This window comes from Flavobacterium sp., assembly GCF_043780635.1.
GTDB lineage: Bacteria > Bacteroidota > Bacteroidia > Flavobacteriales > Flavobacteriaceae > Flavobacterium.
In genome coordinates this window covers 20,326-44,387 of record NZ_JAYWCK010000147.1, presented here as the reverse complement: position 1 = coordinate 44,387, position 24,062 = coordinate 20,326, and the positions used below count along the sequence as shown (strand labels likewise).

Annotated in this window: 21 protein-coding genes and 1 riboswitch; of the genes, 10 read left to right on the top strand and 11 right to left on the bottom strand. The window is 33.1% G+C overall.

The window, feature by feature from the left end; translation table 11 throughout:
- From ACH2BV_RS13515 to ACH2BV_RS13505, 3 genes are all read left to right on the top strand, one after another.
- On the top strand, positions 1-777 hold a 777-nt coding region (locus ACH2BV_RS13515), incomplete at its 5' end, for a DUF4301 family protein (RefSeq protein WP_395051277.1).
- Between the two features lie 2 nt (positions 778-779).
- Positions 780-1,181, top strand: a complete 402-nt coding sequence (arfB, locus tag ACH2BV_RS13510; RefSeq protein ID WP_395051275.1) for an alternative ribosome rescue aminoacyl-tRNA hydrolase ArfB — start codon at positions 780-782, stop codon at positions 1,179-1,181.
- Positions 1,182-1,224: 43 nt separating this feature from the next.
- Positions 1,225-1,319: riboswitch (TPP riboswitch) on the top strand.
- An 88-nt stretch (positions 1,320-1,407) separates the two neighbouring features.
- Positions 1,408-3,609, top strand: coding sequence for a TonB-dependent receptor (locus tag ACH2BV_RS13505; protein WP_395051273.1), 2,202 nt, complete (start codon positions 1,408-1,410; stop codon positions 3,607-3,609).
- Positions 3,610-3,660: 51 nt separating this feature from the next.
- On the opposite strand, the gene ACH2BV_RS13500 is transcribed toward ACH2BV_RS13505, so the two are convergent.
- Positions 3,661-4,080, bottom strand: a complete 420-nt coding sequence (locus ACH2BV_RS13500; RefSeq protein WP_395051271.1) for a Rieske (2Fe-2S) protein — start codon at positions 4,078-4,080, stop codon at positions 3,661-3,663.
- Positions 4,081-4,244: 164 nt separating this feature from the next.
- Between ACH2BV_RS13500 and greA the strand changes: the two genes are divergently transcribed.
- From greA to ACH2BV_RS13485, 3 genes are all read left to right on the top strand, one after another.
- Positions 4,245-4,721, top strand: coding sequence for a transcription elongation factor GreA (gene greA, locus ACH2BV_RS13495; RefSeq protein ID WP_395051269.1), 477 nt, complete (start codon positions 4,245-4,247; stop codon positions 4,719-4,721).
- Positions 4,722-4,748: 27 nt separating this feature from the next.
- A complete protein-coding gene (locus tag ACH2BV_RS13490; RefSeq protein ID WP_395051268.1) occupies positions 4,749-5,138 on the top strand; it encodes an HIT family protein in 390 nt (129 codons plus the stop codon).
- A gap of 93 nt (positions 5,139-5,231) precedes the next feature.
- Positions 5,232-6,404: a transglutaminase domain-containing protein gene (locus ACH2BV_RS13485; protein WP_395051267.1), complete on the top strand. Its 1,173-nt coding sequence runs from the start codon at positions 5,232-5,234 to the stop codon at positions 6,402-6,404.
- Here the strand turns inward: ACH2BV_RS13485 and ACH2BV_RS13480 are convergent.
- On the bottom strand, positions 6,401-7,549 hold the full coding sequence (locus tag ACH2BV_RS13480; protein WP_395051266.1) for a sensor histidine kinase: 1,149 nt from the start codon (positions 7,547-7,549) through the stop codon (positions 6,401-6,403). The two genes, ACH2BV_RS13485 and ACH2BV_RS13480, sit on opposite strands and share 4 nt — an antisense overlap.
- Positions 7,550-7,816: 267 nt before the next feature.
- Here ACH2BV_RS13480 and ACH2BV_RS13475 point away from each other — a divergent pair, with 267 nt between their 5' ends.
- Positions 7,817-8,695 carry a flavin reductase family protein gene (locus ACH2BV_RS13475; RefSeq protein ID WP_395051265.1) on the top strand — a complete coding sequence of 293 codons (879 nt, stop codon included), beginning with the start codon at positions 7,817-7,819 and terminating at the stop codon, positions 8,693-8,695.
- Positions 8,696-8,729: 34 nt separating this feature from the next.
- Entirely contained in the window at positions 8,730-9,107 is a 378-nt protein-coding gene (locus ACH2BV_RS13470; RefSeq protein ID WP_395051264.1) for a DUF3127 domain-containing protein, read from the top strand.
- 207 nt (positions 9,108-9,314) lie between these two features.
- Here the strand turns inward: ACH2BV_RS13470 and ACH2BV_RS13465 are convergent, their stop codons facing one another.
- Positions 9,315-10,052 (bottom strand): phosphatase PAP2 family protein, encoded by a 738-nt coding sequence (locus tag ACH2BV_RS13465; RefSeq protein WP_395051263.1) that lies wholly within the window; start codon positions 10,050-10,052, stop codon positions 9,315-9,317.
- Positions 10,053-10,128: 76 nt separating this feature from the next.
- Between ACH2BV_RS13465 and aat the strand changes: the two genes are divergently transcribed.
- Positions 10,129-10,761: a leucyl/phenylalanyl-tRNA--protein transferase gene (aat, locus tag ACH2BV_RS13460; protein WP_395051262.1), complete on the top strand. Its 633-nt coding sequence runs from the start codon at positions 10,129-10,131 to the stop codon at positions 10,759-10,761.
- 54 nt (positions 10,762-10,815) lie between these two features.
- On the opposite strand, the gene ACH2BV_RS13455 is transcribed toward aat, so the two are convergent.
- The gene (locus ACH2BV_RS13455) at positions 10,816-11,397 is read right to left on the bottom strand and encodes a DNA-3-methyladenine glycosylase I (protein ID WP_395051261.1); all 582 of its coding nucleotides are present in this window, start codon (positions 11,395-11,397) and stop codon (positions 10,816-10,818) included.
- 314 nt (positions 11,398-11,711) lie between these two features.
- On the opposite strand from ACH2BV_RS13455, the gene ACH2BV_RS13450 reads away from it, so the two are divergent.
- A complete protein-coding gene (locus ACH2BV_RS13450; RefSeq protein WP_395051259.1) occupies positions 11,712-13,982 on the top strand; it encodes a glycoside hydrolase family 3 N-terminal domain-containing protein in 2,271 nt (756 codons plus the stop codon).
- A gap of 405 nt (positions 13,983-14,387) precedes the next feature.
- Here ACH2BV_RS13450 and ACH2BV_RS13445 read toward each other — a convergent pair whose 3' ends face one another.
- The 7 genes from ACH2BV_RS13445 to ACH2BV_RS13415 all read right to left on the bottom strand — a co-directional run bounded on the left by ACH2BV_RS13445 (position 14,388) and on the right by ACH2BV_RS13415 (position 24,055).
- Positions 14,388-16,244: a trehalase family glycosidase gene (locus ACH2BV_RS13445; protein WP_395051258.1), complete on the bottom strand. Its 1,857-nt coding sequence runs from the start codon at positions 16,242-16,244 to the stop codon at positions 14,388-14,390.
- On the bottom strand, positions 16,234-17,454 hold the full coding sequence (locus ACH2BV_RS13440; protein WP_395051257.1) for an MFS transporter: 1,221 nt from the start codon (positions 17,452-17,454) through the stop codon (positions 16,234-16,236). The genes ACH2BV_RS13445 and ACH2BV_RS13440 overlap by 11 nt, the downstream gene beginning before the upstream one ends.
- Before the next feature lie 241 nt (positions 17,455-17,695).
- A complete protein-coding gene (locus ACH2BV_RS13435; RefSeq protein WP_395051256.1) occupies positions 17,696-19,429 on the bottom strand; it encodes a glycosidase in 1,734 nt (577 codons plus the stop codon).
- Positions 19,430-19,435: 6 nt separating this feature from the next.
- Complete coding sequence (locus ACH2BV_RS13430; protein ID WP_395051255.1) at positions 19,436-20,365, bottom strand: carbohydrate kinase family protein; 930 nt, start codon at positions 20,363-20,365, stop codon at positions 19,436-19,438.
- A 13-nt stretch (positions 20,366-20,378) separates the two neighbouring features.
- Complete coding sequence (locus tag ACH2BV_RS13425) at positions 20,379-21,683, bottom strand: MFS transporter (RefSeq protein ID WP_395051254.1); 1,305 nt, start codon at positions 21,681-21,683, stop codon at positions 20,379-20,381.
- A 138-nt stretch (positions 21,684-21,821) separates the two neighbouring features.
- On the bottom strand, positions 21,822-22,730 hold the full coding sequence (locus tag ACH2BV_RS13420; protein ID WP_395051253.1) for a hypothetical protein: 909 nt from the start codon (positions 22,728-22,730) through the stop codon (positions 21,822-21,824).
- Positions 22,730-24,055: a vanadium-dependent haloperoxidase gene (locus ACH2BV_RS13415; RefSeq protein ID WP_395051252.1), complete on the bottom strand. Its 1,326-nt coding sequence runs from the start codon at positions 24,053-24,055 to the stop codon at positions 22,730-22,732. The genes ACH2BV_RS13420 and ACH2BV_RS13415 overlap by 1 nt, the downstream gene beginning before the upstream one ends.
- Positions 24,056-24,062: the final 7 nt, after the last annotated feature.

Genomic DNA, 24,062 nt, shown 5'->3' with positions numbered 1-24,062 from the left:
AATCCATTCAGGGATGAAAACGGAAAATTAGTTTTTAGACCAGGAGGTCATGGTGCTTTAATTGAGAATTTGAATAATCTTGAAACCGATCTTATTTTTATAAAAAACATTGACAATGTTATTCAAGATCATATCGATAGTATCGCTTTGTATAAAAAAGCATTGGCTGGAATTTTGGTTGAATTGCAACAACAAATTTTTAACTATTTGAATGAAATTGAAAAAGCGAAGGATGATAAATTGGATGAAATTATTGCTTTCGCCAAAAACAATTTGAATATAGAAATACTTGATAATTTTCAGAAATACACTTTAGACAATAAAATCAGCTATATAAAAAACATTCTAAACAGACCGATTCGTGTTTGTGGAATGGTGAAAAACGAAGGAGAACCTGGTGGCGGACCATTTTGGGTTCGTGATTCAAGGGGAAGTCTTTCATTGCAAATTGTCGAAACTTCACAAGTGGATTTGGCTAATTCCAATCAAATTAAAATTATGGCAAATGCGACACATTTCAATCCTGTAGATTTGGTTTGCGGAATTCGAAATTATAAAAATGAAAGATTTGATTTTACTGATTTTGTGGATCACAACAGCGGTTTTATTGTCGAAAAAGCTCAAAACGGAAAACCATTAAAAAGCTATGAGTTGCCTGGTTTGTGGAATGGAGCTATGGCAAAATGGATAACAGTTTTTGTCGAAGTGCCGTTAATTACCTTCAATCCTGTGAAAACAGTAAACGATTTATTAAAGGCAGCACACCAACCACAATAATTTTGGAACCCAATAAAATCATATCCGAATTACAGTATAAAGCCGTTCGCAGCAGTGGTCCTGGTGGTCAAAACGTGAACAAAGTTTCCTCGAAAGTTGTTTTGACTTTTGATTTAAAAAATTCCCAAGCTTTGTCAGAAGAGGAAAAGGCATTGTTGGAGACTAAATTTTCCTCAAGACTAACATCGGATTTTGTTTTAATTTTGAATTGCGACGAAGATAGAAGCCAACTCAAAAATAAGGAAATTGTAACTAAACGTTTTCTAGACCTAATCACTGCCGGGCTTCATATTCCAAAAATTAGGAAAGCCACAAAAGTCCCTAAATCTGTAATTCGAAAACGAATCAAAGACAAAAAGAATATATCCGAGATAAAGAAGTCCAGAAGAAAGCCGGAATTTTAATTTTCAAAAATCTTTAGACTTTAAACAAAAAAAACTATATTTGCCCGTCTCAAAGGGGTGCTCTAAATAACGAGCTGAGATTATACCCATAGAACCTGAACAGGTAATGCTGTTAAGGGAAAATAGAATTAAAGATGAAGTGCACGTCATCCGAAAATTCAGAAAAAATCAATTTTTAATTTAACAAAAGAATAATTCCCCCTTTTATTGGTAATACTTTTTACGGATGAACACAATTATTAGTTTCAAAATCAAAGAGCCGAAGAGACTTACTATTTCAATTTCTTTTCTCTTTTCTCTTTTCTCTTTTCTCTCTTTTTCACAAGAAAAACAGCAAGACACAACCAAAGTCAACCAACTCGATGAGGTTTTGGTTTCGGCAGTTCGTGCAACTACAAAAATGCCGGTTAGTTTCAGTAATTTGGACAAAAAAGAAATCAAGCTCCGAAATTTGGGACAGGATATTCCCATTTTGATGAACTATTTACCATCAGTTGTCACCACTTCCGATGCGGGAAATGGTGTAGGTTACACCGGAATTCGCGTTCGCGGAAGCGATGCCACCCGAGTAAATGTCACCATCAACGGAATTCCATACAATGATTCGGAAAGCCACGGAACATATTGGGTCAATATGCCTGATTTTGCCTCTTCGGTCGAAAGTTTACAATTGCAGCGTGGCGTGGGAACTTCTACTAATGGAGCTGGAGCTTTTGGCGCTAGTTTAAATATGCTGACGGATTCTTATTCCGACAACCCTTCAGGTGAAATTTCGAGTTCCTTTGGAAGTTTTAATACGTTTAAAAATACAGTGAAATTCAGCACAGGCTTGATTAACAACCATTTTGAAATTGCAGGTCGTTTATCAGCATTAAAATCTGATGGATATATTGACAGGGCGAAATCTGATTTGAAATCGTATTTTCTTCAAGGGACTTATGTGGGCAAAACAACCTTAATCAAAGCTTTGGCATTTGGAGGAAAAGAAAAAACCTATCAAGCTTGGTATGGTGTTGATGCAGCAACAATGGAAACCGATAGAACCTTCAATCCTGCTGGAATGTATACAGACGAATCTGGAAATACTCGTTTTTATGACAATCAAACCGACAATTACCAGCAAGATCATTATCAATTGCATTGGAATGAAAGAATTACCGATAATTGGAGTACGAACCTAGCATTTCATTATACTAAAGGGAAAGGATATTACGAAGAATATCAAGAAGATCAAAATTTTGCAGACTATGGTTTAGCACCAATTGTTGCTGCACCAACTGTAAATACTACTGATTTGGTTCGTCAAAAATGGTTGGACAATGATTTTTATGGAACCACTTTCTCGGCAAATTACAAAGAAGAAAACCTGGATTTGATTTTTGGTGGAGGCTGGAATAAATATGAAGGAGATCATTTTGGAAAAGTAATATGGGCACGTTTTGCTTCGCAAAGCGAATTGGGAGACCATTATTATGATGATTTTTCAACAAAAACCGATGGTAATATTTTTGCCAAAGCCAATTATAAACTATCCGATGAATGGAGTCTTTTCGGTGATTTACAATTGCGAAACGTTACTTATAAAGCCAATTCAGCAGAAACAGGTTTGGTAAATGACACCTTTAATTTCTTTAATCCAAAAGCTGGTGTCACTTATAAACTAAATGATATCAATAGTTTGTATTTTTCGTATGCGAGAGCAAATAGAGAACCCAACCGAACGGATTATGAAAGTGGAAGTCCTAAACCAGAAAAACTAAATGATTTTGAAATGGGATGGCGCTATCTTTCCGATAAAATTAAGTTGAATGCCAATGGGTATTTTATGAAATACCAAGATCAATTGGTTTTAACTGGAGAATTGAATGATGTGGGTTCGCCAATAAGAACCAATAGCGGCGATAGTTATAGAGTAGGAATTGAATTGGATGCTACTTTTCAACTTTCGGAAAAATGGTTGTTGCAACCTAATGTCACTTTAAGTCAAAACAAAAACAAAGATTTCTATTTTACAAAAGACGGTGTTTTGCAAAATTTAGGGAATACCAATATTGCGTATTCGCCAAATGTTGTTGCTGGAAATCGTTTGTCTTTTATGCCGACTAAAGATTTTCAAATTTCATTGTATTCCAAATTTGTTGGAGAACAGTATATGGCAAACATCGATTCCGATGGTTCAAAATTAGACAGCTATTTCGTTAATGATTTGAATGTGTCCTATGAGTTTAGACCAAAAAGTGTTTTCAAGTCTATTTTGGTTTCTGCTTTGGTCAATAACATCTTTGACTTGAAGTACGTGAGTAATGGTTATTTTTATACTTATGACGATGATTACAGCAATCCACCAGCTATAACAACGATAGAAGGCGCTGGTTATTATCCGCAAGCTGGAATCAATTTCTTGGTTGGATTAAGTTTGAAATTTTAGATTGCTTTGTTGAATTAAAAAAATCCTGATGGTTATTCTGTCATGATTTTTTTAATTATACACGTGTACCAAATTTCCGTTGACTTCAACTCGGTATTGCTTTAAAGGATATTGTTTCCCGGTACATTGACCTGAAAACAAACTATATTCCGCATTATCACAAGCACAAAGAGCATTTATCCCTTTTATTGTCATTGTAGAACAGGAACTCAAAGCCTGATTAGGACAAGCAGCGTCAAAGGCATTATATGTAGTGCCTGAATTATTAAAAACAATTATTCCACGCACTCCTTGATTGGGAATATAAACAGCATTACTCACGAATTTAAGATTGGAATATTCAGGAAGACTCAAATTAATATTTACATTAACAGGGTAATTTGGTAAATTGGGATTGTTGTTATTAAGAGAATTGGTGCTACAACCAAATAGCATTGGAAAGGCTATCAGCAAAAGGAAATATTTTTTCATTATTCAAAATATATTAAAAGAATTAGCGAAACAAATTTAATTTATTTAACTTTGAAATAGATATGTTTAACGTATATTTATAGATTAAATAAAATTAAAGTATCTTTGTGGAAAGAAATCCCGTCCTGATGGGATTTTTTCTATTTTATATAAACGATGAAGCTATGACCAAAGTATCTTATTACACCGCCGAAGGATTAAAGAAATTAAGAGAAGAATTAGACTATTTAAAAAGTGTGATGCGTCCAAAAGCGTCCCAAGATATAGCAGAAGCAAGAGATAAAGGCGATTTGTCTGAGAATGCCGAATACGATGCTGCCAAAGAAGCACAAGGAATGTTGGAAATGAGAATTGCCAAGCTGGAAGACGTGCATTCAAACGCAAGATTAATTGACGAAACACAACTTGATGTTTCTAAAGTTTTGGTTTTATCGAATGTAAAAATCAAGAATCAAGCTAATGGAATGGAAATGAAATATACGCTTGTAGCCGAAAGTGAAGCTGATTTAAAAACAGGAAAAATATCTGTAACTTCTCCTATTGGTAGAGGTTTACTAGGGAAAAAAGTAGGCGAAATAGCAGAAATCACCGTTCCAAACGGAGTTTTGAAATTCGAAATTCTCGAAATTTCTCGTGATTAAACAAGTAAACAAATAACCTTTTAAACAATGTCAAGTATTTTCACAAAAATCATAAAAGGAGAAATTCCTTGCTACAAAATAGCTGAGGATGATAATTTTTTGGCTTTTTTGGATGTAAATCCAAATGCAAAAGGGCATACTTTGTGTGTGCCAAAACAAGAAATTGACAAAATTTTCGACATCGAAGATGACTTGTATCTTGGGCTGATGCAGTTTTCCAAAAAAATTGCCATTGCGCTCGAAAAAACAGTTCCTTGTAAAAGAATAGGAATGGCAGTCATAGGACTTGAAGTTCCTCACGCCCATGTACATTTGATTCCTTTGAACGAAATGGGAGAAATGACATTCAAGCACAAAGTAAGTTTGACCAAAGAAGAATTTGAAACTTTGGCAGAAAGTATTAAAGCTAATTTATAATGTTTTATAAATAAAACAAATTGGTATGGTTTTCGTTTAGAAAGGGAATGGGTGAAAATCTATTCCCTTTTAATTTATGAGTTATCCTAAAACATGAAAAATATTTATATACTACTTTCTTTCCTTTTCTCCATTTTAAGTTTTGGTCAAGCCAATGTTGGATATGCTTTGATCGACAAAAAAATGGCGGAAATTCCACAAAAGTCAAGCACTTCTACAGATGCAATTGCACAGTATATTAACTCAAATTTTAAAACAGAAAACGATAAAATCCGTGCAATTTTTTATTGGACAGCTTCAAACATTAGTTACGATATAAAGAATATGTATGCGGTCACTTTAAATGAAAATCCACAAGGTAGAATCGCAAAAACATTAAAAACAAAAAGAGGAATTTGTGGTGACTATGCTGCAATTTTTAATGAAGTTGCCGCTTTAGTTGGTGTAAAGTCCGTTGTTGTTGAAGGTTATACGAAGCAAAACGGAAAAGTAGCCGCCTTGTCTCACGCTTGGTGTGCGGCAAAAATTGACAAAAAATGGTATTTATTTGACCCAACTTGGGGTTCTGGTTCAGTTTATAATGGGAAGTTTATTAAGAAAAGAAATGATTATTATTTTAAAACTGAACCTGAAAAAATAATTTCATCACACATTCCATTTGATTATTTGTGGCAATTTCTAAATTATCCTATTACTAATCAAGAGTTTTATGATGGTAAAATTCAAGTCAATAAATCAAAAAAGTATTTTAATTATCAAACAGAAATTGATAAATATGAACAACTATCAGACGGAGATAAGGCATTTGAGACAGCAGAAAGAATACAGAAAAACGGCATTTTAAATAATTTAATTTTAGAACAATATAATTACAAAAAGAACGAATTTGCAATTTTGACCCATAATTTAAATATTGAAAAATTAAATTCAATAACTAGCGATTATAATCAAGCCATAACTTTATTGAACGATTTTATTTATTACAGAAACAAAAAATTCAAACCCACTTTACCCGATTCTGAAATCAGCAAAATGATTCAAACCCCAAAAGAGAATTTGGTCAAATGCCAGAACGATATTAATTTTGTTGGTTCTGTAGGAAGTGAGAATGCTTCTAGTATAGCATCATTGAAAAAAAATATTTACGAAGCCTTAGCTCAGGCCGACGAATATGAAACGTTTGTAAAAGAATATTTAAGCAAGTCAAAAACGGGAAGAAAATCGATGTTTACCAAAGTAACTTGGTTTGGAGCCCCGTTAAATTAACTTATTTTTTTAAAACTCACTTGCATCGTAGTTCCTTTTCCTATTTCGGAATTCAGCACTTTTATAGTTCCTTTATGATATTCTTCGACAATTCTTTTTGTTAGAGAAAGACCTAAACCCCAACCTCGTTTCTTAGTTGTAAATCCAGGTTCAAACACATTTTTAAACTGTTTTTTTGGAATTCCATTTCCCGTATCCGAAACTTTTATTTTAACGAATTCGCCGTCCTCTTCAATTGAAACTGCTAATTTTCCCCTTCCTTTCATTGCATCAATGGCATTTTTCACCAGGTTTTCTATCGTCCAGCCGTGTAACGTTGGGTTCATAAATACAATAATTGGTTTACTTGGAGCTTTAAAAGAAAACTCAACTTGTTTTGAAAATCGGGATTGTAAATAATCATAGGATTGAAGTGTTTCTTCCACAATATCTTTGTTTTCTAGTTTTGGTTCTGAACCTATTTTCGAAAAACGATCCGTAATGGTTTTCAAGCGTTCGATGTCTTTCTCGATTTCAAACGTCGTAGATTCATCAACATTTTCGGCTTTCAGGAGTTCAACCCAACCTATTAATGACGAAAGAGGAGTTCCTATTTGATGCGCTGTTTCCTTTGCCATTCCTGCCCAAAGTTTGTTTTGAGTCGCCATTTTCGTACTGCGATAAAAATTATAAACCAGTCCTGTAAACAATACTATTATGAGTAATAAAGCGACGGGATAATATTTAAGTTTTTTCAATAACTCCGAGTTCCCATAGTATATTTTTTGAAATTTTCCTGGGACATATTCTATCACAATAGGGTCATTTTCGCTTTTTAGGCCAGACAAAACAGCTCTTATTCGTTGTTTGTCTTTAACAATCGCGTCATCAATATTCCTCGTATTTATGATGGAGTCATTTTCGGTAAGAATAATTGGAATTGAAGTATTGTTGCTGAAAATTTGAAGTGGAAGTTCTACATCAGTGGTTTCACCAGCATTTATGAGCGTCTTATGAGCATTTGCCCAAAGGTTCATTTTTAATCTTTCTTCATTTTTAAAAATTTGAAAAAAAGTATAGGTGTTCCAAAGAATTAATGAAATGATTAAAAAAGAGGCACAAATGATAACCCAGCGGGTTGTGTTTCTACTTTTGGAAAACTGCATACAACTAATTTTTGTGGCATAAATATAACGAAATAATCTATGTAAGATTGTGTTTTTTGAATTTCAGAAGATTTTTCTGCTTCCCGATAACTATCGGGACGTTTTATCCCCGATAAATAAAAATTACGGCTTAAAAAAAGCCTTGTTTTTATAAATCGGGAGATACCACTTCCATCAGGGCTAGGGCAGTTGTTTTTCAGACGAATATTTTGCTAAAATTCAACATTCTTATTCCTAATCACTACTTTTGTTTTAAATGAAAATTTTATGATTAGCATTGAACCAAAAGACCTTTCGATGTCACAATTGCAAGGGTATTTACAAGGAGCTGTTGCTCCACGACCAATAGCATTTGCAAGCACTTTGAGCAAAAGTGGAAAACCAAATTTATCACCTTTCAGTTTTTTTAATCTCTTTGGTTTTAATCCGCCAATACTTGTTTTTTCACCAGTGAGGAAAGGAAGTGATAATACAGCGAAACACACTTTAGTCAATTGCGAAGGGACTCGCGAGGTAGTTATCAATTTGGTCAATTATGATATCGTGCAACAAATGTCATTGTCAAGCGCCGATTATCCTGATGGTGTCAATGAATTTCTAAAATCAGGTTTGACGCCAATCCCTTCGGATATTGTGAAACCCTATCGCGTTGCCGAAAGCCCAGTTCAATTTGAATGCAAAGTCAACGAAATTATCCCTTTGGGAAAAGAAGGCGGAGCTGGAAATTTAATCATTTGCGAAGTGGTGAAAATCCATATCAATGAAGCTGTCTTGGACGAGAGCGGAGCAATCGATCCTTTCAAAATAGATTTGGTTTCCCGTTTAAGTGGTGATTGGTATTCAAGAGCAAAAACAGGATTGTTTTCAGTCGAAAAACCTTTGGCGACTTTGGGAATAGGAGTAGATGCTTTTCCTGATTTTGTCATGCAAAGTGTTGTTTTTGATGGGAATGATTTGGGAAAATTAGGCAACATTAATTGTTTGCCTACTAATGAAGAAATTGATATATTTGTAAAGCAAAATTTTGCCGTAAAAGGAGTTTTAAGTTCTGATGATGCCCAAAAAATACATTTGAAAGCGAAAGAATACTTGAATAACAATGATGCGATTTCGGCATGGAAACTGCTTCTCGCCAAAGGAATTTAAACAGAATAACAACAATAAAATTAAATAAAGTAAGATGGAAGTTACAGGAAAAATCAAAATGATTGATCAAACCAAAGAGGTTGGATCTGCAGGTTTCAAAAAAAGAGATGTTGTTGTTACAACAGATGAGCAATATCCACAGCATATTTTGGTTCAGTTTGTTCAGGACAAATGTGATTTGTTGAATAGTTTCCAAGTAGGAGATGCCGTAAAAATTGATATTAATTTGAGAGGACGTGAATGGACTAATCCACAAGGAGAAACTGTTTATTTCAATACAATTCAAGGTTGGAGAATTGGTAAAGCGCAAGCTGAAACTGCTTCACCTCAAGCCCCACCAATGCCTGCTGCAGCTGCGTTTCCGCCAGCAACAAGCTTAAATGAAGAGGAACCGGACGATTTACCGTTCTAAAAATAATCAAAAAAATCCTTTCAAATTTTAAAGGATTTTTTTTGGACTTTAGTGAAATCACACCAAATAGATTTGAATTTACTGGGAAAAACCCTTATTGTTTTGTCATTTCGACGAAGGAGAAATCACATTAGTTGCTCTCGTTATGTGATTTCTCCTTCGTCGAAATGACAAATTCATTTTCGTAAATTTTATACAAAAATGTTATTAATTCAGTTGAATAAGCGCCCCCATTCCGATTTGGCTTCCAATTTGCGGAAAAACATAAGCCGTAGTTTTTTTCTTTTTTCCAAAAGTTACTGACTTAAAAGGATTCCAATAAGAAACAACTAATCCTGATGCCAACCCTATTCCTGCGCCGGCAAGAACATCAGAAGTGTAATGTTTATTATTTGCAATTCGGAGAATTCCTGTTGCAGTTGCAAACAAAAATCCGCTGCTGGCATACCATAAATTCGAATCTTTGTACTCATAATAAAGAAGTGCAGCGTTTGTAAAAGCAGTTGCAGTATGACCGGAAGGAAAACTTAAATTATCTGAATTATCAGGTCTTTCTTCTTTAACAGTATGTTTTAAAGAATAAACTACAGTTCCCATAATAACATTGGCAATCACAATATTAATGGTTTGATGTTGGAAATCGTTCTTTGGTTTAAACCCAAAAGTCTTACCTAAATAGATTTGCGCTACAGGAACAAATTGAAGATAATTGTCGGCAGATGTATGAAAATCTTCACCAAAAAAATTGTTGGCGTTTGATTGTAAATCTTCATTAAGAGTCGTGTTCAAAAGCAATGTTCCAGCGGTTATAAGAGCAGCTGGAGCAATAAATTGTTTATATGAAAGTTTGTCTTGATTTTTTAGCGGAGCAATAGAATCTTTGGTTTGCGCATTTCCTAGGAAAACCAATAATGAAAATGTAAAAGTGATGAGTTTGGTTTTCATAGTTTTTTGAAAAACTTTAAGATTGATTTATAAAGCGTAAATTCGCTTTGCCAAATTTATACTTTTGTTTGAAACTATGTATTTTTTATCCAAAGAATTATTTTTTCCTCCAGTTTCCGAAGCCAATTCCGATGGAATTCTTGCCATTGGCGGCGATTTGTCCACAGAACGATTATTGTTAGCTTACAAAAGCGGAATATTTCCTTGGTTTGAAGAAGGAGAACCTATTTTTTGGTGGTCGCCCAATCCCAGAATGGTTTTGTTTCTAGATGAATTAGTAGTTTCAAAAAGTATGAGAAACATCCTTAATAGAAATATTTTCAAAGTCACTTTCAACCAAAATTTTAGAGAAGTGATTTCGAATTGCCAAAAGATAAAACGTGAGGATCAAAACGGAACTTGGATTACCAATGATATGATTGAAGCCTATTGTAAACTCAATGAATTAGGAATTGCAAAATCAGTCGAAGTTTGGCAAAACAACGAATTGGTTGGTGGTTTATACGGCATCGATTTGGGACATATTTTCTGTGGCGAAAGTATGTTTTCTAAAGTTTCAAATGCTTCAAAAGTGGCGTTTATTGCTTTGGTAAACCAATTAAAAGCAGCAAATTATAATTTATTAGATTGCCAGGTTTATAATGAACATCTCGAAAGTTTAGGCTGTCGCGAAATTGAAAGAGAGGAATTTATGAGGATTTTAGAATAGCTTTCAGTCGTTAATAGAGTAAATATTGCTAGTAATCCATCCTGCTGCAATCTGTCATCTGAAATCTGCAACCTGACCATTTCTTTTAAAACAATCTTCCACGTGATCGTCAACCATACCCGTGGCTTGCATATGAGCATAAATAACTGTTGAGCCTACGAATTTGAACCCACGTTTTTTTAAATCTTTGCTAATTTCATCCGAAAGTGGAGTAGTAGCGGGAACTTCTTTTAATGATTTACGATTATTTTTTATTGGTTTTCCATCGGTAAATTGCCAAATGTATTTACTGAAACTGCCAAATTCTTCCTGCACTTTTATAAAAGCAATCGCATTGGAAACTGCAGCGCGAATCTTTAATTGGTTGCGAATAATTCCAGTATCTTGTAGTAATTCCTGAATCTTTTCTTCGGGATATTGTGCGACTTTTTTATAGTCAAAATCATTAAAAGCAAGTTGAAAGTTTTCTCTCTTTTTTAGAATGGTAATCCAACTCAATCCTGCCTGAAAAGTTTCGAGAATAAGGAATTCGAATAATTTTTGGTCATCGTAAACAGGAACACCCCATTCTTCGTCATGGTATTGTTTGTACAAATCACTGGATAAGCACCAACCACATCTTGTTTTGTCTTCCATTTTTTCGTTGAATTAGAGTTTCAAATATAAAAAAATCCCATTTCAAATTGCTGTAAAATTGGATTTATAATTTGAAAAATTCGGGTATAAATTTTAATCAAATAAGCCATCCGGATTTAGTTGGGCAATGTTTATGTTGTAAATCAAATACATACAATTCAAAATAAGAGAGGTTATACAATTTAACAGGTTTCTGAAAATTAAGATTGTAATCAATCTAAAATATCTTATTTTAGAAACATTTTTTTGATTATCACATTTTTTTATCTGAATAAATAACTATAATTTGCGCCTTAAATATTTAACAATTTATAATGAAAAAAATAATTTTATCAACATTTGTTCTTTTAGTTTATTCCACGATTTCTTGGGGTCAAAACACGCTAAATTCTAATACGGATTTGAACACAAAAGTATCTGAATTACTTTCTAAAATGACTACCGAAGAAAAAATTGGACAAATGACACAAATTACGGTCACCATTTTTGAGAAAAAAGGAAAGCCAGGAGTATTTGATATGGTAAAATTAAATGAAGCTATCCAGAACTATCATATTGGATCTATATTGAATGTTCCAAATCCTGGAGCACAAACTATTAAACAGTGGAATGAAGTACAAACTATAATTAGTAATGAGTCAAATAAAACAAGGCTAAAAATCCCGATTTTGTATGGAATTGATGCCATACACGGTTCAAGTTATACGGCAGGTGCAACGCTGTTTCCACAGCAAATAGGAATTGCAGCAACTTTTAATACAGCAATAGCCAAAAAGGGAGCCGAAATTTCGGCTTATGAAACCAGAGCTTCCTCTATTCCTTGGGTTTTTTCTCCTGATTTAGATTTGCCTAGAAATCCATCTTGGTCTAGAATGTGGGAATCTTTTGGTGAGGATGCTTATTTGGCTTCCCAAATGGGGATTTCTTTTGTTGAAGGATTTCAAGGAACTGATATAGGTTCAAAATACAATGTAGCCTCCTGTATGAAGCATTTTATTGGTTACGGAAGTACAACAAGTGGTAAAGACAGGACGCCAAGTATTATTCCCGAGCGCATTTTACGTCAGTATGATTTGACTATTTATCAAGCTGCAATTCAGGCAGGGGCCAAAAGCGTAATGATTAGTTCAGGCGAAATCAATGGAACTCCTGTTCACGCTAGCAAATATTTAATTACGGATGTTTTGAAAAATGAATTAGGTTTTAAAGGCGTTGTGGTAACAGATTGGCAAGACATTGTTTATTTGCATACACGTCATAAAGTCGCGGAAACGAACAGAGATGCTGTTAGAATTTCAGTTAACGCAGGAATCGATATGAGCATGGTTCCCAAAGATTATAGTTTTTATGATATTTTACTGGATTTGGTTGCTGCAGGAGAAGTACCAATGTCAAGAATTGACGACGCCGTTTTCAGAATTCTAAAGATGAAATTTGAACTAAATTTGTTTCAGAACACTGTTGCCAATTTGAAGGATTATCCAAAATTTGGTTCCAAAGAATTTATCGACGTTGCTTATAATGCTGCTGCTGAATCCATTACGTTATTGAAAAATATTAATGCTGTTCTGCCTTTAAATAAGTCAGATAAAATCTTGGTGACAGGTCCAACTGCCAATAGCATGAAATATTTGAATGGTGGTTGGTCTTATAATTGGCAAGGAGAAAATTCAGATAAATATGCGGCTGATAAATTTACAATTCTTGAAGCTTTACAAAATAAAGTTGGAAAAGAGAATGTACTTTATACAAAAGGGGCTGATTTATCCACAGAAAATGATGAGGAACTTCAAAAAGCTGTAGATATGGCCAATGAGGCTTCTAAAATTATATTGTGTCTTGGAGAAAAAAATTATACTGAGACTCCTGGAGACATTAGTGATTTGTATTTAAGTGCTTCTCAAATAAAATTGGCTTTGGCTTTAGCCAAACTCAACAAACCTATTGTTTTAGTTTTAAATGAAGGAAGGCCCAGATTAATTAACAATTTTGAAGATAAAATGAACGCTGTAATTCAATGTTATTTGCCAGGGAATGAGGGAGGAAGAGCCTTAGTTGATATACTTTATGGTGATGTAAATCCCAGTGGAAAATTGCCTTACAACTATCCAAGATATCCAAATTCTCTAGAGAAATACAATAGGAAATATACAGAAAGTTTGTCTGACGACGAACAGAATGACGATGCAAAATACGAGAAAAGTTATTCACCACAATTCGAATTTGGTACTGGATTATCGTATACCACTTTTAGTTATTCTAATTTGAAATTTGATAAATCAGAAATCAGTAATACTGATACTTTGACAATCACAGTTGATGTGAAGAATACAGGAAACCGAAGCGGAAAAGAAGCGGTATTGTTGTATTTGTCTGATAATTATGCAAGTATTACCCCCGAAGTTAAAGTATTAAAAAGATTCGAAAAAATTAATCTAGAACCCAATGAATCTAAAACGATAACTTTTGTTTTAAATCAAAAGGATCTTCAATTTGTAAATAACGACTTGAAATGGATTTCAGAAAAAGGAACATTTAAGGTTCAAATTTCAAACCTTACCAAGGAATTCTTGTTGAAATTATAAATAAGAGATTCAATTTATTATACAATTGAAATTAGTTATGATTTAATGTTTTATCAAACTAATAATTACTTAAGACATAGTAACATTGAGTACCACTAACCCGTGCTTAATTTTTGCCAAAAAGCCGGAAAGTTACAAAGAACAACAACTAAATCGGTTGACTTAAAATAAATGTATCTAATAAGACGAATGCTATTTTATATAGACCCACGGTTAAAATCGTGGGCAATAGTATGAAATTAAAATTATAGAGCAGTTGAAAACCCTAGGTTTCAAACGTGGGTACATTAGGAAAAGCTACATTATTTATTTGAGGCTTCATTTCTTTGACAGAAAATCCCATTTCAAATTGCTAGAAATGGAATTTATAATTTGTATTTAACCGTAAATAGCGAGACAAATTAATTAATCAAACAATTCATTTGGATTAATTAGTTGATTTAATTTAGTTTTTAAATCTTTATTTAAAAGTGATAATCCCAATTGAAATGAGGCATTCATCCAGCCAAAACCTTCTCGGCTGATATATTCGAAATCGGTTCCTTGGTTTCCATATTCGGCAAAAACCTTGTGTGATGCACTTACTACATCGTATTTTTCCGGAACTGTTCCGTTATAATCAGCAGCATTTTTACTTATCATCCAAAGCCATCTATATATTAATTCTTGCGCTTTTTCTTCATATCCATAATTGAATAAGCCTTGCCAAATAACCATTTGATGTGGTGGCCATCCATTAGGAAAATCCCATTGCCGCTGCATTTGGTCATCTGAAATATTTGAAAGCGCCTCTTCTGAACAACCAGCAATTCCTCCTAAATAAATTAATTTTGGCAAACACTTTTCAATCATTTTATCCGCTTGTTCTTGTGTGGCGCAATTTGCCCAAAGAGGAAAAAAACTGGTTGCAGATAGAAAAATATTTTGTTTTTGGGTTTTCAAATTATAATCAAAAAAACAACTTTCTTGCTCATTCCAAAGGTATTGATTCATCAATATTTTTCGGCTAACTGCTTTTTCAGTCCAGTATTTTTGATTGTAAGTTGTAGTATTATATTCGAATTTATCATCAAAATGTGAGACGATTAATTCAGCAAAATCGGTTTCATATTTATACAACATTGCATTGAGTTCTACCACATTCAAATCAGCACAAATTGCTTCTAATCGATAAGTCGTATCGTGACCGCTTTCGCGAACGCTTCTATCGTGAACAAAATAGGCATCGAGTGTTTTGTTATCTATTTTTCTTTGGTAATAAAGCTTTTCGTATTCAGGAATTGACAAATTTGCTTCGTCGGCAAATGATTTCAAAATATCATCATAATGTCCTGATTCTGTTTCTGGTGGCAATCCAATTCCTTGTGCAAAATAACGATTTAATCCGTTTTCTGTAAGCCTTTTTCCGCTTTCCATCCAAACGCTTTCGTATTCTTTAATACAAATTTGGAGTTTTTCTCTTAACCATTTATAGTCTTTGATTTGCATTTTTTCAAAAACTTCTCGAATCATACTGGAGTAAAATGGTGGTTGTGTTCTGGTAAGATAATAGGATCTGTTTGCGTTTAGAATTTTACCATAATGCGTTATTTGATAGGCGAAATTTTCGACCATGCTTTGCGCTAATTCTAATTTTCCATCAATTAGCAATCCTATATTTTCAAAATAACTGTCCCAACCGTACATTTCGTTGAATCTAGCGCCAGGAACTACAAATGGATATCCTCTAACATTTTGACCTTCCTTTTTTAAAGCCAAAGCCAAAATTCCTCCTTCATCATTAATTCTGCTAACATATTCCGGAGAAATTATTTTGGGTAATTGTACCACTTTTAAATTGAAATTTGACGCAATTTTTTGATAATATTGCAATCCAAAATCATCTGAAAAAGGTATATAAATTATAGGCTTTTCGGTTTTAGATTTTGTATCAATTAATAATTTCTCTAATCCTTTTTCGTCCAAAGTTCTCGTTAAACCATCCCAAAAATAATTGCAAATCATTTTCGAAATTCGATTTGCCGGAAGTTCAAAAACGGAATCAGTTTCAATAAAATCTTGATTATTTTCCTTGGCTAAAACTAATTCTTGCAACAAATTGGAGAGATGATAAGTTCCTTCAACAACAATTTCTTCGGTCGTATTTTTTAATGTAAAATGTTTTGGCCCCTTGTCATCAACGGTTATTCTTTTATCGCCATCAGTATCTTCTTGCTCTAAAAGTTGTTGAATTGTTTGGTTAATATTAAGATTAATTTTCATTTTTAGAAGTTAATTTTTTTAATATAAAGAATGATACTAATAATAATGACATAGGAATTAAAGTAAAATAGAATGCGTTTTCTGGGCCTTGATTCATAAATAACCAACCGATTATTCGAGAACCAATTGTTCCGCCAAGAGCTGAAAAAACCACAATTAATCCCGTCATAGAACTATGTAATTTTTTGGGTAATGCACTTAAAATAACCGAATTTAACAATGGATAAATAGGTGCAATAAATAATCCAACAAGCGGAAATGCAAACCCTATTAATGGGATATCAGTCAATGAATTAATATTAGTTACTTTGAGTCCTACTGTTTTTGGGAGTACAAATAATACGATTAACATTGCGCAGATAATGCAAAAAACCAACACCCAAATCCAATTAATTTTCTTTGTTATTTGCCCAGCTAGTAGCCTTCCTACTGCTAAAGAGACGGCTAAAATACTTGCCATCATTATGCTGATATTTTCTGGAAGGTGAAGTACTTTGTCGTTAAATGTAGGCAACCAAGTCATAATTCCTTGTTCAATCATTACAAACAAGAAGGCACTAATCACAAAAACTATAGTTAAAAGTTTTGCAAATAATTTAAACATTTGTCTGAAATCATCAGCTAAATCAACACCTGGAATTTGAGTTTGACTTTCGAATTTTGCAAAAAATAGAAAGCCAAATGATAACAAAGAAACAAAAGCCAAGAACAAATATACATTCAGCCAAGCATCAGGATTAGTCTCAGAATTAAATGCTGGAAAAAGGAAATAAGCCAAGGCAATTCCAATCATAAACACCCCTTCGATGCTACTCATTAAACTATTATGTTCTTTTTGATTTTCTGTAATGGTTCCTATTAAAGAATAAACGGACACTTTAATTAATGCAAATGAAATACCTACGGTTGCAAAAAGTAATTTTGCAGTGTCAAAAGAATTTCCAAAATACATACTTATACAAGCAAAAGTTACCAATCCTAAACCGATAAGCATCGCTTTCTTATAACCTATTCGGGGTAAAAAAGATGCTATTAAAAAGGAGACAATGGCAATAGGTAAATCTTTGAAAGCTTCTAATATGCTTGCTTGTATTTCATTGACACCGTAATTTTTTTGAGATTTCAGAATCACTATACCTACACTGTTTAGCAAAATTGCGAAAACAAAATAGTTGAGATACATTGCTATTTTGATGGAGTTTTTTTTCATTGATTTTGTTTTCTAGTTAAATAATATTCATTTCAATATGTAGGAATTTTAGAATATTTTCCCACCAAAAAAAGCTTGATGTTTTATATAGGATTTTTAACTTGGTTGTAAGGTAATTTTACAAAAAAATTAAAAATATGATTCATTATAGTAATGAATACATAAATTCTAAAAATAGAAAAAATAACAATACTAAATACAGGATAATTACGGTTTTTTAAAACTAAGTTAGATCACTAAATCAATAGCTAAAAATAGTTGATATTCCATTCTCAAATTGCTCAATTGTAAAATTATAGGTATCAAGATCGGCCTTCAAATGGACAACAGATTTATCGTTTATCCATTTGATATCAATTTTATCTTCAATAGCATCATTTATTTCTATTTGACCTAAAAATGCTTTTGATGTGTTTCTTAAACGAATGATTTTGAGTTGTTTTTTTACAATGGCTGTTTTCAAACCTTGAGCTACGTCTTGCATCGACAATGTGGTACGATTTATTTCTTTATGACCAGCACTACCTCCATTATCAGCTGCTTGATAATTGTTTTTTCCAGCAAAAATATCGAGATACCAAACTTGTGGAATCCCAGGCATAAACATTTGTATTGCTCTTGCCAAAAGCATTTTTTGTTCATCTTCACCCAATGCACTAAAAAATGTAGCATTTATCTGGTAATACGAAATTTTGTTCCCTGATGGGTCATAAAGATTTTTTACACGACCGCCACGTTCCATAATTGTGGTCATGATTTTTTCAATCTCGGCATCCTCTAACAATCCTTTATTATAAACACCATCTATTTCCTTACCTTTCAAATCTAAAACGGGTATTCCATCGTGGCAACCCAACATGTTTACCGTTTTATATCCTTTGGCAATAATCTCATTTGCCCAACTCAATAAGGCTTTACTCGATTTGCTCTCAATAGTGTGAATTGTCAGTGCTGGTAAGAAAAAATCATAAATAGTGTAGCCCTTGTTTGCTACTTCATCATGTAAATGAAGTCCATATTCTGCATGAATTTCTGGCAAAAGCATCAAATTATTTTTTTGAGCTATGTTTTTAATTTGCTCTAAATATTCCCAAGTTCCCGGTTTATTAAAGAAATTTGATTCACCTACTTGTTTATGCAAATAGGCAAAAGCATCCAAGCGCAAAATATTGCAACCATAACTACTTAATTTCTGTAGTGTTTCTTCGTAAAATTCCCATACCAAGGAAGAGGAGGCATTTACATCCATTTGTCCCAAATAGGAACGTTTATTCTCTACAATTTGTACTATTTCTGTTTTTAAATTATTAGACTCTTCAAAATTAATCGTGCTGAAATCTATAGATTGTTCGATAGCAGAATTAATTTTTTGTACAATTTGAGGTTTTAATGAATCTGTCAATCCTTGAATGCTTTTTAAATCAGCTTCAATAATTGGATTGTATGTTATTTGTTGGTAAAATGTATTCCAATAAGGTTGCTCAGATCCATCAGGGAATCGCACTTTTAATATTGGCAATCCCGATTTTCTCATAAACAGTTTATTGAGAAACTGTGGTTCTGGAATGACGATGTCATCTTCGTTTTTTACTCCGTAACCTTCCCAGAACTCATTCCAATTAATAAAAAAATCTTTAAAAATAGATTTGTCACCTTTTTGCAGTAAATCTTTAAATTGTGGTGATCCAACCGATAAATGGTTTAACACAATATCAAATTTTAATTTGATATCAAGTGTATTTAAATCATTCAAATCATTTGTGTCAACTAAATCTTTATTAATATTATAATCAATAATTGAAAAACCCCTGTCTAAATCGCTATTAAAAAAAGTAGGCAACACATACATAAAAGAAAAAACATCTTTAAATTCAGACATTTTAAGCATTGCAACTGTATCGCTAAATTTGGTTCCAATGCTATCCGGGTAAGCATTAAGCATTACACCATTATTGATTTCATTATTTTGTTGCATATTATTTTATAAAAGTTGAGATAGAATATTGATATTATCCGGTAATCTTCCTACGTTTTGCAGTTTTAAAGCCGCTAATTTCAAGGCAATACTCAAACATTCATCAATTGGTTTTTCTTTGATATATGCAAATAAAAAACCAGACCAAAAAGCATCTCCAGCTCCAGTGGAATCCATAACCTTATCAATTTTAATTGCTGGCAATTGTATGATTTCTTTTCCTTTTTGAGATAATTTGACACCTTTGCTTCCTAAAGTTAAGCATACAATATCTACACCCTCGTTATGGAAAAAATTAAAAATTTCTTCATGTGGCATTTCCTTTTCAAAAAGGCGAAGCATATCGTCTTCACTAATTTTAATCAATGGATTAAAACTGCAATAGGTTTTAATTACCTGAAAAGCTTCTTCTTGACTACTCCAAAGTTTTTTGGCGTAATTAACATCTATACTTAATTGACATCCTAAGTTATAAGCTTCTTGCGCTTTTTTCAGAATTGTTTTTTGGGCAGGGTTTTTACTTAATGCAAAGCAAGTGGTATGGTATATTTTGGTATTAGATAAAATTTGCTCAGAAATTTGTTCTTCATAAATGCAGCAATCTGCTTCGCGATAGGGTATAAAATCTGGTGTCCCATCGGACCTTGAAACGAAAATGACGCTTGTTGATTTACTATCTATGACATTAACATGATTCGTATTTACCCCAACACTTGACAATCTATCTAAGATATAACTACCGAAACCATCATTGCCTACAGTAGCAACTAATGTAGTATTCAAACCTAATCTCGTAGAATTCATGGCGACATTAGTAGGAGAACCTCCTAAATATCTGTGATAATCTCTGGTTTCGTCGATAAGAACACTTTCTTGGTGCCCAATAAAATCTACTAATACTTCTCCAACGCAAAGGATATCTATATTTTCTGTCATATTATTTGTTGAATTATTCGCTTAATTTTCTGTTTTTTATTTTAATTAATAAAGTACAAATAGCTGCTAGGACTAATAATACACCCGCAAAACGAATTGCTTGACGAGGATCGTTATCTAAGAAGTTCTTTAAAATATAACCAAAGGAGAGGTTTTGGATAATCATTGGAATAACAATCATCATATTTATAATTCCCATATAAACCCCATAACGCTCTTTTGGAACAACTGCTACAACCATCAAATATGGAATACCCATCATACTTGCCCAGGCAATACCGTAGCCAATAATCACCGCAAAAAACACGTATTGATTTTGAACTATTGGAAACCATAAAAAGGAAATAGCACCTAATAGAAGACACGCAAAATGAATCATTTTCGCACCATGTTTTTTAGCTAATTTGGCCAAATAAAAAGCAATAGAGAATGTCACTATAAATCCAAAAGCGCCAATTAATCCATTCCATTCAACCGCTTTTTCGTAACCCATCACATCCTTTGGAGTTACATTCCACACAGACAAGGCAATACTTTTTGAATTGTTTTGCCAATAGCACATCATCGCATACCACTGAAACAAATACACCAGAGACAGTTGCCACATCACTGTTGGCATATCTAAAACGGCTTTGTAAATATCAATGAAAGGCGAAAAAACATTTAAAGGTTCTGCTTTTAAAATGGCTAATTCTTCTGCTGTTGGAGGAATTTCTTTTGTTTTGCTCATACTCCACCAAATGGAAGTTACAGAAAGTATTGCTCCTAAAAAGAAGGAAGCATAAATCCAAGTTGGTAACGACCCAGTATAACCTACAAAAACAATTGGAAAAAGAAAAAGAGAAATGTATGCCAAAAACTGTCCAAAACCTGTAAAAAAGCTTTGAGCCTGAAAACCTATTGGTTGTTGTTCTTCATTCAGCGTATCTGCAATAAAAGCTCGATAGGGCTCCATGGCGGTGTTGTTACCAACATCTAGAATCCAAAGCAAACCGGCAGCCATCCATAATGAACTACTAAATGGAAATAGAAATAAAGCGATACTACAAACTATAGCTCCAATAAAAAAATAAGGTTTTCGTCTTCCCCATCTTGGATGCCAAGTTTTATCACTCATTGCACCAATAATGGGTTGAATCAATAAGCCAGTTAATGGTCCTGCAAGATTTAATATCGGAATTTGATCTGGACTTGCGTGTAAAAAATCATAAATGGGGTTAACAGCACTTTGTTGTAAACCAAAACTATATTGAATACCAAAAAAACCGACATTCATATTGATAATCTGCCAAAAGCTTAATTTTACTTTAAAACCCATTATATTTATTTAAGTGATTAGAATCTAAATGTAATGTTAAATTGCTAAAACATTACATATTCAAGACAAAAACGCCTTCGGGAATGCCGAAAACGTTTTCGTATTGTTAAATAAATTGTGATTTTTTATTTCAAGGATTTATTTGTAGGGAATAATGATTTTAGTTTCCCATTGAAGCTCTTCTCCACCATTAAATGGGTTGGCCAAAAAATGTTCCAATGGTTTAGTATTTAGTTCTATTTTATTTCTTTTAGCATAATCCAAAATTGCAAACCAAGCTCTATCTGAAGTTCTAAAATTACCATAATACGTTGCCTGAATTCCCTTTAATGCAGGTATAGTTTTAAACTTTACCATCGGGTCTTCAACATATTTGGTATTTTTTGCAATAGGAAAACAATAATTAAATTCTAGCTGTTCTGTTTTTTGGTTCCATTTTAAGATTTCAACATATGGTTTTCCAATAATAGGTATAGCGTTTTGTCCTAAATACCCTGTAATCACACCATCATCTCTAATCATTTTTTGGGCCTTTTCTTGCATTACGCTTTTTAAAGTTATGTATGCCACAAAATCCTCTTTTGATGTTCCTTCACCATCAATTTTTACTTTAAAATTTTTAATGTGATTTTCTAAGCCATCTTTAAAACTTTTAATTTTATTGATTTGCGATAGTTTAAAAGCTGTATTGACAAAAGGCGCAGTAAGTCTATTATAAATGGAATGATTTGCGTCTTTTATACTTACTGCAACTTGAGTTATTGAATCATTGATAGAATTCATTTCCCATTTATAAGTCATCAACTCATTCTTGAATTGAAAGTTATGAATAATATGATTGTAATTGCTTTTCTCTAAAACAACATAATTACCATGATTATTTTTTTGCTCACCATCAGTCCATTCTTCAATTCCTTGAAAAATAGTACCAGTTGCCCCCTTAACTTTAAAAGTTATAGTGTAATCACTTTCTTTGAATCCTAAATACCAAATGATTCCAAAAGTAAACAATACTCCAAAACCAATCCATAATTTTTTTGCTGACATTATTTGGTCATTTTTAATTTTGAAACAATAAAAGCACCAATATTTTTCCCTTGATCTATTCCATTTACAATTCCAGCTTTATAATGTATTCCTCCATAAAAACGACTCATTGCGGCCTCTTTTGAAGCATCCTTAAACGACTTAAAAGATCTTTTTGGAAGTCCAAAAGGGATTTCAGTATCATCTATATACGTAAAATTTTCTCCAAAAATTGATGTTAAAACTGTTGCTGAACAAGTAGAAACTACCGAATGTCCACTTGTGTATTCAGGGAAAGGTGGTGTTTGTAATAATGGTTTCCAATTTTCGTCGATGTTTTGATTGATTAATGTTTCAGGACGTACTACATTACTTCTATACTTTTCGTCCCAGCAACTTATAAAGCCATCGAAAATTCCAATAGAAGTTTTTGTATAGGCATAAACTGTTTTTGCAAAGTCTGATTTGGTTTGTTTACAAGCAATTTTTACAATTCCCATCCAATGTGCGCCAGGTGTAATTTTCTTTTTTGCAAACATCATATGCCCTTGACTAACTGTGACATATGGATTACAGTCCCAAAATTGTGCTATCTGGATTTCTTCGCAAGTATCACCTTTTTTTGCGACCATCAAACTGATATCATAAACCTCTTGAACCTCCTTGAAAAATGGCGAATTTTTTTCCAATGAAAAAGGCAAGGCAGGAATTGGTTTGAACTGTGAAGCCGAATCTAAAACCAATGTTCTAATTTCTCCCCAATGTGGCTCGATTGCATCCATATAGGCTGGAGGCGTAGGTTGCCACCTTCCTTTGTTACCAGAAAAAACAGAAAATTTTGAAAAGGTTCTCGTTTGCTTGTAATTATCGGCACCCATCCATTTTTTGATGCGTTCGGCAACTTTTAGTCCATATTCTTTAGAAACTTCAAATTCATTTGAGTTTTCATCGCCCCATTTTTTATATAAACTATCTCTGAATTTTTCGACTAATTCCTCTGAGAAAACCAATTGTTTGCTGACTTCCATATGTGCAATTATAGCTGCCAAAGGCTTGTTTACATTGCTTTTTGGGTCTAAAACTGGAATAGAATCAAGTCCTTTTAATTGGCCTTGAAGACTTACATATTCTTTGCTATTCTGAGCCATGATTTCATAAGCAGCAATATTCGGATAGACATAAATTCGACTTGCAACAGGAGGTGAAAAAATATCATGAATCATAATTTGCGTTACATTATCAATCGCAGCATGATATTCTGTTGTGGTAACTTCGATTGACTTATCCTTTGTGCAAGAAACCAATAAAAAACCTATCGCAAGCACACTATAAATTCTGGATTTCATTTGATTG

Bases quoted from the DNA above. Each gene is read 5' to 3' on its own strand.
- ACH2BV_RS13470 (WP_395051264.1), top strand. From the start codon at position 8,730: ATGGAAGTTACAGGAAAAATCAAAATGATTGATCAAACCAAAGAGGTT.
- ACH2BV_RS13475 (WP_395051265.1), top strand. From the start codon at position 7,817: ATGATTAGCATTGAACCAAAAGACCTTTCGATGTCACAATTGCAAGGG.
- ACH2BV_RS13480 (WP_395051266.1), bottom strand. From the start codon at position 7,549: ATGCAGTTTTCCAAAAGTAGAAACACAACCCGCTGGGTTATCATTTGT.
- ACH2BV_RS13485 (WP_395051267.1), top strand. From the start codon at position 5,232: ATGAAAAATATTTATATACTACTTTCTTTCCTTTTCTCCATTTTAAGT.
- ACH2BV_RS13420 (WP_395051253.1), bottom strand. From the start codon at position 22,730: ATGTCAGCAAAAAAATTATGGATTGGTTTTGGAGTATTGTTTACTTTT.
- ACH2BV_RS13440 (WP_395051257.1), bottom strand. From the start codon at position 17,454: ATGAAAAAAAACTCCATCAAAATAGCAATGTATCTCAACTATTTTGTT.
- greA (WP_395051269.1), top strand. From the start codon at position 4,245: ATGACCAAAGTATCTTATTACACCGCCGAAGGATTAAAGAAATTAAGA.
- aat (WP_395051262.1), top strand. From the start codon at position 10,129: ATGTATTTTTTATCCAAAGAATTATTTTTTCCTCCAGTTTCCGAAGCC.
- ACH2BV_RS13505 (WP_395051273.1), top strand. From the start codon at position 1,408: ATGAACACAATTATTAGTTTCAAAATCAAAGAGCCGAAGAGACTTACT.
- ACH2BV_RS13465 (WP_395051263.1), bottom strand. From the start codon at position 10,052: ATGAAAACCAAACTCATCACTTTTACATTTTCATTATTGGTTTTCCTA.
- ACH2BV_RS13450 (WP_395051259.1), top strand. From the start codon at position 11,712: ATGAAAAAAATAATTTTATCAACATTTGTTCTTTTAGTTTATTCCACG.
- ACH2BV_RS13455 (WP_395051261.1), bottom strand. From the start codon at position 11,397: ATGGAAGACAAAACAAGATGTGGTTGGTGCTTATCCAGTGATTTGTAC.
- ACH2BV_RS13430 (WP_395051255.1), bottom strand. From the start codon at position 20,365: ATGACAGAAAATATAGATATCCTTTGCGTTGGAGAAGTATTAGTAGAT.
- ACH2BV_RS13445 (WP_395051258.1), bottom strand. From the start codon at position 16,244: ATGAAAATTAATCTTAATATTAACCAAACAATTCAACAACTTTTAGAG.
- ACH2BV_RS13490 (WP_395051268.1), top strand. From the start codon at position 4,749: ATGTCAAGTATTTTCACAAAAATCATAAAAGGAGAAATTCCTTGCTAC.
- ACH2BV_RS13415 (WP_395051252.1), bottom strand. From the start codon at position 24,055: ATGAAATCCAGAATTTATAGTGTGCTTGCGATAGGTTTTTTATTGGTT.
- ACH2BV_RS13425 (WP_395051254.1), bottom strand. From the start codon at position 21,683: ATGGGTTTTAAAGTAAAATTAAGCTTTTGGCAGATTATCAATATGAAT.
- ACH2BV_RS13435 (WP_395051256.1), bottom strand. From the start codon at position 19,429: ATGCAACAAAATAATGAAATCAATAATGGTGTAATGCTTAATGCTTAC.
- ACH2BV_RS13500 (WP_395051271.1), bottom strand. From the start codon at position 4,080: ATGAAAAAATATTTCCTTTTGCTGATAGCCTTTCCAATGCTATTTGGT.